At 61.5% G+C, this 13,491-nt stretch carries 8 protein-coding genes; 5 read left to right on the top strand and 3 right to left on the bottom strand.

Annotated features, from left to right (window positions below; genetic code table 11):
• Positions 1 to 229: 229 nt before the first annotated feature.
• From GH769_RS24520 to GH769_RS24510, 3 genes are all read left to right on the top strand, one after another.
• Positions 230 to 3,103 carry a bifunctional diguanylate cyclase/phosphodiesterase gene (locus tag GH769_RS24520; protein ID WP_014720553.1) on the top strand — a complete coding sequence of 958 codons (2,874 nt, stop codon included), beginning with the start codon at positions 230 to 232 and terminating at the stop codon, positions 3,101 to 3,103.
• Positions 3,104 to 3,265: 162 nt separating this feature from the next.
• Positions 3,266 to 4,132 (top strand): transcriptional regulator HexR, encoded by an 867-nt coding sequence (gene hexR, locus GH769_RS24515; RefSeq protein WP_003177007.1) that lies wholly within the window; start codon positions 3,266 to 3,268, stop codon positions 4,130 to 4,132.
• A 205-nt stretch (positions 4,133 to 4,337) separates the two neighbouring features.
• Positions 4,338 to 4,535 carry a PA3496 family putative envelope integrity protein gene (locus GH769_RS24510; protein WP_020302818.1) on the top strand — a complete coding sequence of 66 codons (198 nt, stop codon included), beginning with the start codon at positions 4,338 to 4,340 and terminating at the stop codon, positions 4,533 to 4,535.
• Here GH769_RS24510 and GH769_RS24505 read toward each other — a convergent pair.
• The gene (locus GH769_RS24505) at positions 4,465 to 5,439 is read right to left on the bottom strand and encodes a LysR family transcriptional regulator (RefSeq protein ID WP_014720552.1); all 975 of its coding nucleotides are present in this window, start codon (positions 5,437 to 5,439) and stop codon (positions 4,465 to 4,467) included. The genes GH769_RS24510 and GH769_RS24505 overlap by 71 nt on opposite strands.
• Positions 5,440 to 5,635: 196 nt before the next feature.
• Here GH769_RS24505 and GH769_RS24500 point away from each other — a divergent pair, with 196 nt between their 5' ends.
• Both GH769_RS24500 and oadA read left to right on the top strand, forming a co-directional pair.
• Positions 5,636 to 7,051, top strand: a complete 1,416-nt coding sequence (locus GH769_RS24500; RefSeq protein WP_003195732.1) for an acetyl-CoA carboxylase biotin carboxylase subunit — start codon at positions 5,636 to 5,638, stop codon at positions 7,049 to 7,051.
• Positions 7,052 to 7,062: 11 nt separating this feature from the next.
• The gene (oadA, locus tag GH769_RS24495; protein ID WP_003195730.1) at positions 7,063 to 8,871 is read left to right on the top strand and encodes a sodium-extruding oxaloacetate decarboxylase subunit alpha; all 1,809 of its coding nucleotides are present in this window, start codon (positions 7,063 to 7,065) and stop codon (positions 8,869 to 8,871) included.
• An 85-nt stretch (positions 8,872 to 8,956) separates the two neighbouring features.
• Here the strand turns inward: oadA and GH769_RS24490 are convergent, their stop codons facing one another.
• Positions 8,957 to 10,258, bottom strand: coding sequence for an autotransporter domain-containing protein (locus GH769_RS24490; protein WP_032901867.1), 1,302 nt, complete (start codon positions 10,256 to 10,258; stop codon positions 8,957 to 8,959).
• Between the two features lie 109 nt (positions 10,259 to 10,367).
• Positions 10,368 to 13,334, bottom strand: a complete 2,967-nt coding sequence (locus tag GH769_RS24485; protein ID WP_020302820.1) for an autotransporter domain-containing protein — start codon at positions 13,332 to 13,334, stop codon at positions 10,368 to 10,370.
• Positions 13,335 to 13,491: the final 157 nt, after the last annotated feature.

The raw sequence follows: 13,491 nt of genomic DNA, 5'->3' as shown, positions 1-13,491 counted from the left end.
TGGTCGATGCAAAACGCCTGCAGGCTAGCGACGCGGCGAACATTCTGACGGGGGTGATGACCGGTTGGTCATCGGCCGCAACCCGTGCCGTGTCTTGCTCAAGCGGTCTGGACCAAAGGTTTGCGGCCAATCGCAGCAGGTTTTTTATGACTTGTAGCAGTTTGGCCCAGGCGCTTGCTTGTGTATGCTCCGTCGACGTTTCGGGCTCACCATTATAAGAACACCGCCTATGACCCTTAGCACCGACCTGTTTGGCCCCTCGCCGGCCCCAGCACAGGTCATCCGTAAACACTATGCAACCCAAATCGCGGTTGAGCGCACGCGCCTGCTCTATCAGGGCTCGTTGCTGCCGACGCTGCTGATGCTGGTCAACGGCCTGGTCTGCGCCTGGTTGCTGTGGAACCCCAATCAATACCTGCTGGACAGCGTCTGGCTGCTCTGGCTGCTGGCCCTGGTGGCGATGCGCGTGATTCAAGTAGCGGCCTTTGACTCGGCCATGCCCAGCCGGCAGGCCCAGCCCGTGTGGCGCCGTATGTTCATGCTCGGCTCGGCGGTCAGTGGCCTGACCCTCTCGGCTGCGGCCATTGCCCTGGTGCCCACGGACAGTTTCATGCATCAAGCCTGGGTGTTTGGCCTGATCGGCGCCGCCACCTTGTCGGCCAGCGTTGCCTATGCCGTGAGCTTTTGGGCCTACCTGTCGTTTGCCTTGCCGTGCCTGGTGCCGGCCATCGTCTACCTGTTCTGGAATGGCACACCGCAGCAACAAGGCTGGGGCGTGCTCGGGCTGATCCTGCTGGCGTCCCTGAGCCTGGTGGCGTGGCAGGTCAACCGCCTGATCCAGCGCGGGTTGTTGCGCCGTTTCCAGAACCAGGCCCTGATCGAGCATTTACAGCAGGCGCAGCAACGCAGTGAGCAGTTGAACCAAGACCTGGTGCGCGAAGTCGAGCAGCGCCGCGAGGTGGAGCAGAACTTGCGTGAAGCCCAAGTCGGCTTGCAAGACCGTGTGGCGCAACGCAGCCAGCAATTGGATGCTGCCAGCCTCGCCTTGAGTAAAAGCGAAGCGCGCCTGGCCATGGCCCTGCAAGCCAGTGAACTGGGCCTGTGGGACTGGAACCTGCAAACCGACGAGGTCCACCACACGCAACTCAAGGAGTTGTTTGGCCTGGAGCCCGAATACGTCACGGCGATGCTCAGCCACCTCAAACCGCGCTTGCACCCCGACGATCTGCCACTGCTCAAGCACGCGCTGGTAGAGCACCTCAAGGGTCGCAGCGAGGACTATCAGGTGGAATACCGGATACGTCATGGCGATGGGCATTGGGTGTGGATCGAAGACCGCGGGCGCGCCGTGGAGCGCACGCCCAGTGGCCGCGTTATCCGTATGCTGGGCACGCGTCGCGATATCAGTGCCAGCAAGGCCGTAGAAGAGCAGCAACGCCTGGCTTCGACGGTGTTCGAGGCGGCCAGCGAAGGCATTGTGATCCTCGACCCGAACTACGCGCTGATCGCCGTGAACCAGGCGTTCAGCCGCGTCACCGGCTTTGACATCGACGACATGCTTGGCCGCAACGTCGTGGAACTGCCCTGCAGTCGCGATGCGCGGCGCCACTTCCCGCTGATCCGCCAGGCATTGCTCAGCCATGGCACCTGGCAGGGCGAATTGGTGGAGACGCGCAAGAACGGCGAACTGTACCCGCAGTGGCTACAACTGAACGTGGTGCGCGATGTGCGGGGAAACGTCAGTCATATCGTAGGCTTCTTCGCCGATCTGTCCGCCCGGCGCGAGTCGGAGGAGCGCATGCGCTACCTCACCCACTACGACGAGTTGACGGGCCTGGCCAACCGTTCGCTGTTTCGCGAACGGCTGCGCGAGGCTCACCAGCGCGTGCGCCAAGGCGGTCGCAGCCTTGCGCTGCTGCATATCAACCTCGACCGCTTCAAATTGCTTAATGACAGCCTGGGCCATGAAGTGGCCGACCAACTGCTGCAGAAAATGGCGCGACGCTTGATCAACGCGCTGCCGGAGGCCGACACCATTGCGCGCCTGTCCGGTGATGAATTCGCCGTGTTGTTTGACGCCTATGGCAACCTATCGAGCCTGGCGCGGGTGGCGACCCGGCTGCTGGCGAAATTGCGCGTGCCGGTGAATGTGGAGGGGCATGAACTGGTGGTCAGCGCCTCGATGGGCGTCAGCCTGTTGCCGGATAACGCACGGGAAATTTCTGCACTGGTCAGCCAGGCGAATATGGCGATGCAGCACGCCAAGCATTTGGGCGGGAATAATTTCCAGTTCTTCACCGACAGCCTGCAAGCCAGCACCCTGGAGCGTTTGCAGCTGGAAAACCACCTGCGCAAAGCCATCGACGAGCGTCAGCTCACGGTGTTTTACCAACCCAAGCTGTGCCTGGCGACGGGAAAGCTGAAGGCTGCCGAGGCGTTGGTCCGCTGGGAGCATCCGCAGTGGGGCATGGTGCCGCCGAGCGACTTTATCGGTTTGGCGGAAGAAACCGGCTTGATCGTGCCGTTGGGCGAGTTTGTGCTGCGCCAGGCCTGCTGGCAGGCCTGCGAATGGCAGCGTCAGGGGCTGGCGCCGATTCGCGTGTCGGTCAACTTGTCGGTGCATCAGCTGCGCCAGGGCAAGCTGGTCAGCCTGGTACGCCAAGTGCTGGAAGAAACCGCACTGGACCCGCAATACCTGGAGCTGGAACTGACCGAAAGCCAGTTGCTCGACAGCGTTGAACACATCATCGCCACCTTCCAGCAACTGCGTGACCTGGGGGTGAAGCTGGCCATCGACGACTTTGGCACCGGTTACTCATCCCTCAGCTACCTCAAACGCATCCCGGTGGACTACGTAAAGATCGACCAGGCCTTTATTCGCGGGCTTGGTCAGGGACGCGAAGATGCGGCGATCACCCGTGCGATCATCGCCATGGCTCACGGGTTGGCGCTCAAGGTAGTGGCCGAAGGCGTGGAGGATCAGCAGCAGCTGGATTTCCTGCGCGGCGAGCAGTGTGACGAGGTACAGGGTTACCTGATCAGCCCGCCCATGCGGGCCGAGGGGCTGGCAGATTTGTTACGTAAAAATGCAGATTTTTCTTAGCGCAGCGTAGGCCGCCTTTATGGCTACATAGCGCCTGCCCGCTGAATCAGGGGGGAGTAGGGCGATTTAGTGATGCATCACACGGGCAAAACGACAATTCTTGTAGTATAACTACAAGCTTGCTACATCCCTGGCGCCTGCCAATAACAAGAGTCCTGCCCTTTGAACCTGTTGCAACATATCGCCCAGTCGCGCCACCTGTTACGCAAATCGGAACTCAAGGTTGCCGATCATGTGCTGCTTGACCCTGCGGCCGTGATGCACAGTTCCATGGCCGACCTGGCCCACAGCGTGGGCATCAGTGAGCCGACCATCGTGCGCTTCTGTCGCGCCATTGGGTGCTCCGGGTTTCAGGATCTGAAACTCAAGCTGGCGCAAAGCCTGGCTGCTGGTGCGAGCTTCGGCCAGTTTGCAATCCATGAAGACGACTCCGTCGCCGACTACAGCCTGAAAATCTTTGACACCACCTTGCACACCTTGATGGAAGTGCGCGAGAAGCTCGACCCGGTGGAGCTGCAAAAGGCCGTGACCGCGATGTCCCAGGCCCAGCGCGTCGAGTTCTACGGCTTCGGTGCGTCCGGCGCGGTGGCGGCCGATGCCCAGCACAAGTTCTTCCGCCTGCTGCTGACCGCCGCGGCCTACAGCGACCCGCACATGCAGGCGATGTCGGCGGTGACCTTGAAGCCCACAGACGTGGCCATCTGCATTTCCCAATCAGGTCGTTCCAAAGACCTGCTGATCACCGCCAACCTGGTGCGTGAGAGCGGTGCGTCGTTGATCACCCTGTGCCCAAGCCAGACGCCATTGGCGGAGCTCTCCACGGTGAACCTGGCGATCGACGTGCATGAAGACACCGAAATCTACACGCCGCTGACCTCGCGCATTGCCCACCTGGTGGTCATCGACGTGTTGGCGATGGGCGTGGCCATGGCCCGTGGCCCGAGCCTGGTCAACCACCTCAAGAGCGTGAAGCGCAGTTTGCGCAGCCTTCGCCTCTCGCCAAAATCCGTCAAAGCCCTCGACGACTGAGGGTCTGTGGGAGCTGGCTTGCCTGCGATAGCGGTCTGCCAGTTACCCTCTTCATTGCCTGATACACCGCCATCGCAGGCAAGCCAGCTCCCACATGGATTTGCGCCAGCTTCGCAAGATTCATCATCCTGTAACCCCCGCGCCGCCAAACCGTCATCCCCCGCGCCCATCCTGTACTCCCCGTACTCGCATTGGGAGACTCCAAATGACCCGGCCCTACGAAGACAGCAACAGCACCGTCAAGACCCGTCGTCAGCAGGAAGACCAGCGCCGCATGGCGTTCCGTCGCGCCATCGAAGACCGTTGCGAGGAGCGCCAGTTGCTCCAGAGCATCAGTGACTACCCGGAACTGCATTGGCAGGCACCCGTGGCTGCCCAGCGAAACGCTCAGCCAACGCGCTGATCTGCACCCGTTCGCTGCGAATAAAGCCCAGGAACGCATGGGCCACCGGTGACAGGCGTTTAGCCTTGGCCTGCACCAGGCACCAACTGCGGTACAGCGGCAGTTCTTCCACCGGCAGCTCCTTGAGCCCGCCGGTGGCCAGCTCCAGGTTCAAGGCGTGGCGCGTCAGCAGGGCCACGCCCAACCCTGCCGCCACACACTCACGCTGCGCCTCCGCCGAGGCCACCTCTACCGTTTGGGTGAAGTGCACGCGTTTTTCCTTGAAGTATTCTTCGCAGGCCAGCCGCGTGCCAGAGCCCGGTTCGCGGATGAGCAGGGTATAAGGCTCCAGGTCTTGCAGGCGCAGCGGCCCTTGCAGGCTCAAGGGATGATCCGGCAATGCCACGGCCACAATCGGGTTGTTGAGAAACGGCAGGAACTCCAGGCCCATGTCCTGGGGCACCATGGACATGATCACCAGGTCATCACGGTTGTCCGAGAGCCGGCGGATTACCTGGGCACGGTTGACCACCGTGAGCTGCAATTGCACTTCCGGATGCTGGCGCTTGAAGGCGGCGAACAGGTGCGGCACGAAATACTTGGCGCTGGACTCCACCGCCAGTTTCAGTTGGCCTTGCAGTGAACCCTGCATGTCCGACAGCTGCATATCGAGGTTTTCCAGGCGCCCGAAAATATCGCGGCTGGCCCGTTGCAAGGCTTCGGCGGCCTCGGTCATGTAGAGTTTTTTGCCGACATAGTCGAACAGCGGCTGGCCGACCAGTTCTTCCAGCTGGCGAATTTGCAGGCTGACCGCCGGTTGGGTGAGTGACATTTCCTCGGCGGCACGGCTGTAGGAACGCAAATCACACACTTCATTGAAGATCTGCAATTGACGCAATGTCATACGCATCAATGACTTACGCATTTTATAAGCCCTTGGCTCTTCGGTCGTTCGGCCAACTATAAGTCTTTACTTATACACAACCCAATAATTATTGATTTTTGTTAATTCTCCTGTGCGCATAGTGTGTGTCTCGCGACTGTCATGAAACATTTGGTCACGCGCCGACCCGCCTCAAGCGGGTCGAAGAACGCAGCAATCGGCTCAAGGGAATTTCCAAGTGATAAAAAAGATCCTGATCGCCAACCGTGGTGAAATTGCCGTACGAATCGTGCGTGCCTGCGCCGAGATGGGCATTCGCTCGGTCGCGGTTTATTCGGACGCCGACCGCCACGCGTTGCACGTCAAGCGTGCCGACGAAGCCCACAGCATCGGTGCCGAGCCACTGGCCGGTTACCTGAACCCGCGCAAGCTGGTGAACCTGGCGGTGGAAACCGGCTGCGATGCGCTACACCCCGGCTACGGCTTCCTGTCGGAAAACGCCGAATTGGCAGATATCTGTGCCGAGCGCGGCATCAAGTTCATCGGCCCGTCGGCAGAAGTGATTCGCCGCATGGGCGACAAGACCGAAGCGCGCCGCAGCATGATCAAGGCCGGTGTGCCAGTCACGCCGGGCACCGAAGGCAACGTTGCCGACATCCATGAAGCCCTCACCGAAGGCGACCGTATCGGTTACCCGGTGATGCTCAAGGCCACCTCCGGTGGTGGCGGCCGTGGCATTCGTCGTTGCAACAGTCGCGAAGAACTCGAGCAAGCCTTCCCCCGCGTGATTTCCGAAGCCACCAAGGCCTTCGGTTCGGCGGAAGTGTTCCTGGAAAAATGCATCGTCAATCCCAAGCACATCGAGGCGCAGATCCTCGGTGACAGCTTTGGCAACGTGGTGCACCTGTTCGAGCGTGATTGCTCGATCCAGCGTCGCAACCAGAAGCTGATCGAAATTGCCCCCAGCCCACAGCTGACCCCCGAACAGCGCGCCTACATCGGCGACCTGTCGGTGCGCGCGGCCAAGGCTGTGGGCTACGAGAACGCCGGTACCGTGGAGTTCCTGCTCGCCGAGGGCGAGGTGTACTTCATGGAGATGAACACGCGGGTGCAGGTGGAACACACCATCACCGAAGAAATCACCGGCATCGATATCGTTCGCGAGCAAATCCGCATCGCCTCCGGCCTGCCGTTGTCGGTCAAGCAGGAAGACATCCAGCACCGGGGTTTCGCGTTGCAGTTTCGTATCAACGCCGAAGACCCGAAGAACAACTTCCTCCCAAGCTTCGGCAAGATCACCCGTTACTACGCCCCCGGCGGTCCCGGCGTGCGGACTGACACGGCGATCTACACCGGTTACACCATCCCGCCGTTCTACGACTCCATGTGCCTGAAACTGGTGGTGTGGGCGTTGACCTGGGAAGAAGCCATGGACCGCGGCCTGCGTGCCCTGGACGACATGCGCCTGCAAGGCGTGAAGACGACCGCCGCCTACTACCAGGAAATCTTGCGCAACCCGGAATTCCGTAGCGGCCAGTTCAATACAAGCTTTGTGGAAAGCCACCCTGAGCTGACCAACTACTCGATCAAGCGCAAACCCGAAGAGCTGGCCCTGGCCATCGCCGCCGCCATCGCCGCCCACGCAGGCCTGTGAGGAATATAACAATGAGCAAGAAGATCTTCGTAACCGACACCATCCTGCGCGACGCCCACCAATCGTTGCTGGCCACCCGCATGCGCACCGACGACATGCTGCCGATCTGCGACAAGCTCGACAAAGTCGGCTACTGGTCCCTGGAAGTCTGGGGCGGCGCAACCTTCGACGCCTGTGTGCGCTTCCTCAAGGAAGACCCGTGGGAGCGCCTGCGCCAACTGCGCGCCGCACTGCCCAACACGCGCCTGCAAATGCTGCTGCGCGGCCAGAACCTGCTGGGCTACCGCCATTACAGCGACGACGTGGTCAAGGCCTTCGTGGCCAAGGCGGCGGTCAACGGTATCGACGTGTTCCGCATTTTCGATGCGATGAACGATGTGCGTAACCTGCGCGTGGCCATTGAAGCGGTCAAGGCCGCTGGCAAACATGCACAAGGCACCATCGCCTACACCACCAGCCCAGTGCATACCGTGGAAGCGTTCGTGGCCCAGGCCAAGCAATTGGAAGCCATGGGCTGCGACTCCATCGCGATCAAGGACATGGCTGGCCTGCTCACGCCCTACGCCACTGGCGAACTCGTCAAGGCACTCAAAGCCGAACAGAACCTGCCGATCTTCATCCACTCCCACGACACCGCCGGCCTGGCCGCGATGTGCCAACTCAAGGCCATCGAAAACGGTGCCGACCATATCGACACGGCCATCTCCAGCTTTGCCTGGGGCACCAGCCATCCGGGCACCGAATCGATGGTAGCGGCCCTTAAAGGCAGCGAGTTCGACACCGGCCTCGACCTGGAACTGCTGCAAGAGATCGGCCTGTACTTCTACGCCGTGCGCAAGAAGTACCACCAGTTCGAGAGCGAATTCACCGCCGTCGACACCCGTGTGCAAGTCAACCAGGTGCCGGGCGGGATGATCTCCAACCTGGCCAACCAGCTCAAAGAGCAGGGCGCTCTTAACCGCATGAGTGAAGTGTTGGCCGAGATTCCACGAGTGCGTGAAGACCTTGGCTTCCCGCCGCTGGTAACGCCGACCTCGCAGATCGTCGGTACCCAGGCGTTCTTCAACGTGCTGGCCGGTGAGCGCTACAAGACCATCACCAACGAAGTGAAGCTCTATCTGCAAGGCGGTTACGGCAAGGCGCCTGGCACGGTGAACGAAAAACTGCGCCGCCAGGCCATCGGCAGCGAAGACGTGATCGACGTGCGCCCGGCGGATTTGCTCAAGCCGGAAATGACCAAGCTGCGCGGTGAAATCGGCGCATTGGCCAAGTCCGAAGAAGACGTGCTGACCTACGCCATGTTCCCGGACATCGGGCGCAAGTTCCTCGAAGAGCGCGACGCCGGCACCTTGGCTCCTGAAGTGCTGTTGCCGATCCCTGAAGCGGGCGGCGTGGCCCGTGCTGGCGGCGAAGGCGTACCGACCGAATTCGTTATCGACGTGCACGGCGAAAGCTACCGCGTGGATATCACCGGTGTCGGCGTGAAGGCCGAAGGCAAGCGTCACTTCTACCTGTCCATCGACGGCATGCCGGAAGAAGTGGTGTTCGAACCGCTCAACGAGTTTGTCAGCAGCGGCGGCAGCAAGCGCAAGCATGCCACCGAACCGGGCCATGTCAGCACGGCGATGCCGGGCAATATCGTCGATGTGCTGGTCAAGGTCGGCGACGTGGTCAAGGCCGGCCAGGCCGTGCTGATTACCGAAGCCATGAAGATGGAAACCGAAGTGCAGGCAGCGATTGCCGGCAAGGTGAGCGCTGTACATGTGGCCAAGGGCGACCGGGTGAATCCTGGCGAAATCCTGATTGAGATCGAAGGCTGATCACAGCCTTCGAGACTGACGTTTAATCCTCGGGGGGGGCAGGTGCTCCCCTTTTTTTTCGCCTGAAATTCAGGCGTTCCCGGGCTTAGAAGCTCATTTTCCACTGGCCCATCAGGCCTTGGTCGTGGCCATGGTTGCCGGCTTGGCTGGTATAGGTCAGGCCGACGCTGTGTTGGGTGGACAAGGCAAGGTCCAGGCCTGCTTGCAAGTCAAAGCTATCGCGGTCCAGGGCGGTGCCAGTGATGGTGTAACCGTCGATCAGGCCTGGCGCATAGCGCGAGGTTTGGCGGACCTGGCTATTGACGTCGCCATACAGGTGCTTCCAGCTCGTACTTAGGTGAGGCGTGAGGCTCATGTTGTTGTCGAAGCGATACAGCGTTGCCAGGCGCAGGCCAAAGGTGCTGTTCAAGTTTCGCTGGGTTTGTGGGCCGACGTTCAATGCGGTTACGCCGCCGCTCTCTTTGAAACGGTCGCGCTGATAGCGTTGGTAGCCGAGGCCGACGAAGGGTTCGACAGTGGAATCACCGCTGCCCAATTGATAGCCGAGTTCGGAGAACAGTGTCTGGCTGCTGGCGTTGTATTTGCTTTTGAGCGAGTCGTGGTAATTGAGCAGGCTGACGCTGCGTTTGTTCTGCCCGGCATGGTTGCTGTAGATCGCCCCCAGGCGCAGGGCGAAGGGGCCGTCCTGGCGCACGGCGTAGCCGCCCAAGTGCCAGCTGTCCAGGTTGGCGGCATAACGCGGGGCATCGAAGTGGCTGGAGGTCTTGGCGCCCATGACACCCACCCGCCAGGCATGGTCGAGCGCCCAGTCGGCGCCCAGCAACAGGCCTTGGGTATCGTGCTTCAAGCCGGCGCTGCCGTGTTGTGCGTCTAGGCTGCCGCCGTTGCCCAGGCCTTGCACCCAGAAGTGGCCGTCGTCGTCAGTAGGCAGTGTGCGCAGGGTGGCGAGCAATTGGCGGCTCAGGTGCTGGGTGGTGGCCTGGGTTGCGGTGGCCAGGTTGGCGTTTTGGCTGGCGGCCAGTTGCTCAAGGGCTGCGCCGATCCCTCCGGGTTGCTTGCTCAATTGCTCAAGTGATTTTTGCAGCTCCTTGAGGTCTTCCGAGTCCAACTCGCCGGAGGCCACCAGTTGAATCACTGCCGGCTCCAGCACCTTGGCGACCTGCAGGCCGTTGTGCGAAGTGGCCTGCTGGGTGAGGAATCCGTCGAAGGGCGGTGGAATGGGCGGCGCTTCGAACTTGGGTATAAACGCCCCGCTATAGTCGGTGGCGTCGTAGGGATGGTTCTCATAGGGCTTGTATTCGATATCGCCTCGCGCGTGGGCGGGCTGAAAACTCGCGGCCACTGCCAGGCCGATGACGATTGCGGTTCTTTGAAGTGTAAAGGGCATGAATTCCCAACCTCTGATGAATGAGGCCGGGAATTTAGGCGAGGTGCGGGGGGATAACTGTCAGGCTATCGACCACCGTTTTGCGGGAGTTGTCTCTAGTACGGTGCGATTAAAAACTCATCTGCCATTGGCCGGTCAGCGCATGGTTGCGGCTGTTGCTACCCACTTCGCCGGTATAGCCCAGGCCCAGGCGATGACGGACGGATAAGCCGACGTCCAGGCCCGCTTCGAGCAACAGGCTGTCCCGATCCAGCGCACTGCCTTGCACATTGAAGACGGTGCCACCGGCCAGGAAAGCCTGGCGTGTGGTGCTGTCGACATCGCCATAGGTGTGCTTCCAGCCAACGCTGGCACGAGGTGTGAGGCTGACGCCGTTGTCCAGCTGGCTCAGGTGCGCCAGGCGAAGGCCGAAGGTGCTGCTGAAGTTGTCCTGGGTCTGGCCCTCGACATGCAACGCAGCGGCGCCGCCTTTTTCGTTATAGCCGTCGCGTTGGTAGCGCTGGTAGCCGAGGTTGGCGAACGGTTCTGCGCTCAAGCGGCCACTACCCATGGCGTAGCCCAGTTCAGCGAAAGCCTGCTGGCTGTTGGCGTCATAGTCGCCCTTGGGGCGGTCGTTAAAACCGTTGAAGGCCACCGTGCGTTTACTGTCGCCCTGATGCCCGCTGTAGGCCGCACCCAGGCGCAAGGCCAGTGGGCCGCTCTGGCGCAGGGCATAGACGCCGGCGTGCCAGCTGTCGACGCTGCCGTCCACACCGGTGGTGTCCAGGTCGGTCTTGGAGTAACCGCCCAGCACACCCAGGCGCCAGTCACTATCCAGCGCCCAATCGGCGCCGAGCACTGTACCTTTGGTGCGTTGGGTCAAGCCGTTACTGCCGTGCTCGCCATCGAGCTTGCCGTAGCTGCCGATGCCTTGCAGCCACAGGCGGCCGCGCGCGTTCGGGTCATTGAGGTTGCGCACCTCGGCGGGCACGCCGGTGGCGGCCAGTACCGGCGTATCTTGGTCATTGAGCCCCACCAGCAGTCCCGCACCGCCACCCACCTGGTGCATGGCGGCGAGCATGCTGTGGCCCACTTGCGCACTGGCATTGAGGGTGGCGCTGGTGAGGTTGGCGGTGCTACTGCCCGCCAGTTGCTCGATGGCTGCCCCGGCTGTGGCGCTGGTGGTATTGAGCAGGGCGTTGTACAGCGGGTTGTTCGTGCCCAGGCCTGCCAGGCTGTTGGCGGCGCTGGCGCCATTGCCGGTGCTGGCGAATTGGTTGAAGGCGATGTCGTTACGGGTGTATGTAAGGCCGACCTGAGTGGCGCTGTAATCCAGGGTTGGGGTCAGGAAGGCGTAGTCGCTGGTGACCTTGCCAAACGTGCCATTGATGCTGCCGGCTTGCAGCACGCTGTAATGGCTTTGCCAGGGGTAGGTGCCTTCGCCGGGGTTGACCGCCAGGGTCGCGCCATTGAGGTAAGCGGTGCCGCCGACCTTGATCGGCGCGCTGCTGCCGTCGGCGTTGACGCCATAGGCCAGGATCGAGCCGCTGCCCATGCGCAAGTCGCGGTTGATGGTGGCGGTGCCCAACGCGGTGTTGGTCTGCAGGGTGCCGTTCACCACCAGGCTGCCCACCGAGCCGCCGCCGGCATACACACCGCCTGTGTCGACCGTCACGTTACCGGTAATCCCGCCTTGGTTGACCAGCTTGGCACCGGTGGAAATCTTGCCGCCGTCGCTGAAATCACCCTGGCCGGTCAACGTCCAGGTACCTTGCTTGACCTCCAGCCATTCAAGGTTGCGGCTGTCGCCAAAATTGCCCCCTGCGACGTCGTCCAGGGTCAGTCGGTCGTAACCGCTACCGCCGTCCACCGAGCCGATAAAGCGGCTGCCGTTGCGCAAGATCAGTTGGTCATCGCCGCCGCCCAAATCCAGGGCCAGGCCATTACTGCCGCTGATCGTGCCGCTATTGATAACCGTGTCGGCGTAGTTGCCGACGAACTTCACGCCAAAGCCATCCAAGCCTTGAATCGTGCCGTGGTTCTCCAGGGTGGTGGCCGCGAGCCCCGGCCCGTCGCTCCCGTCGTCCACCAGGATGGCATTGTTGGCACCACTGACCAACGCGCCTTTGGCGTTGTAGAGAGAGCCACCGCCCAGGGCGATCCCTTCGCTGCCGTTGGCAAAGCCGTTCTTGTCGACACCCCCGGCGCCGACACCCTGGATGACGCCGTAGTTTTCGATATGGGCGATCTTGTCGATGTCCACGCCGTCACCGTCGCCATCCGGTTGCAGCCCGGAGAACGCGCCGGTGATGGTGCCGTGGTTGATCACAGTGCCGTCGCCATCGGAACCAAAGCCCGAGCCGTTGCGGCCGATCACCGTGCCGTAGTTGGTCAGCGTGGCGCCCTCGTCCGTGGTGATGCCATGGCGGCCACCGGAAATCAGGCCATAGTTGGTCACCGTCACGCCGCTGGCGGAGTCGATGTCCACGCCATCGAACTTGTCATCGCGGGAGAAGGTGTTGCCGGTGGAGATCTCACCGTAGTTAGTGATAGAGGCGTTGGCGCCAGTCTTCATGCCGTCGCTGGCCTCCCCGCGAATCAAGCCACCGGCACGGTTGATGATCGTGGTGGTGACGTTGCTGCTGCGCAGCGCATCCAGGTCCAGCCCTTGGCCGGTGGCCGAGCGAAGGGTGCCGCTGTTGTCGATCAGCACGCTGCCGCTGACAACGTTACTGTTGATGCGCAACGCATCATTGGCACCTTGAATCACCCCACCGGCAAGGTTGTAAATGCTGTACCTGCGCTCCCCGCTGACGTTCCCCGAACTGTCGATACCCCGACCGCCACTGGAGACCAGCTTGCCCGCGTTAGTCACCACCACCCCCGCACCGCGGGTGCCGTCCTTGAGCGTCACCGCCACCCCGGAGGTTGTAATGCTGCCAGGCGCCGACGTGGTCAACGTATCACTGCCACCCAGGGTTTGCCCCTGTGTCGTAGGCGTGTCGATCTGCAGGGTCTTGGCTGCGGCTGCTTCAATGAAACCGCCGCTGGCCAACAGGGTGATGGCGAGCGCGAGGCGTTGTGGACACGGGGGCATGCTGGGCGACCTTGTTATGGCAAGCGAGTCGACTGGTATAGCGCAAGGTCGTTGCAGAAATGTGTCGCAGTGATGACGGTCAAGTCGTATGCATTAAATTGCATATCTCCAGGTCTTTCCCCTCCATATCTGCATTTTAATGCATATATAAAGACAC

This window comes from Pseudomonas sp. CFSAN084952, assembly GCF_009648855.1.
Lineage (GTDB): Bacteria > Pseudomonadota > Gammaproteobacteria > Pseudomonadales > Pseudomonadaceae > Aquipseudomonas > Aquipseudomonas paracarnis.
This window is presented reverse-complemented; position numbering and strand designations above follow the sequence as displayed.

Bases quoted from the DNA above. Each gene is read 5' to 3' on its own strand.
- GH769_RS24490 (WP_032901867.1), bottom strand. From the start codon at position 10,258: ATGCCCTTTACACTTCAAAGAACCGCAATCGTCATCGGCCTGGCAGTG.
- GH769_RS24520 (WP_014720553.1), top strand. From the start codon at position 230: ATGACCCTTAGCACCGACCTGTTTGGCCCCTCGCCGGCCCCAGCACAG.
- GH769_RS24505 (WP_014720552.1), bottom strand. From the start codon at position 5,439: ATGCGTAAGTCATTGATGCGTATGACATTGCGTCAATTGCAGATCTTC.
- GH769_RS24485 (WP_020302820.1), bottom strand. From the start codon at position 13,334: ATGCCCCCGTGTCCACAACGCCTCGCGCTCGCCATCACCCTGTTGGCC.
- GH769_RS24510 (WP_020302818.1), top strand. From the start codon at position 4,338: ATGACCCGGCCCTACGAAGACAGCAACAGCACCGTCAAGACCCGTCGT.
- oadA (WP_003195730.1), top strand. From the start codon at position 7,063: ATGAGCAAGAAGATCTTCGTAACCGACACCATCCTGCGCGACGCCCAC.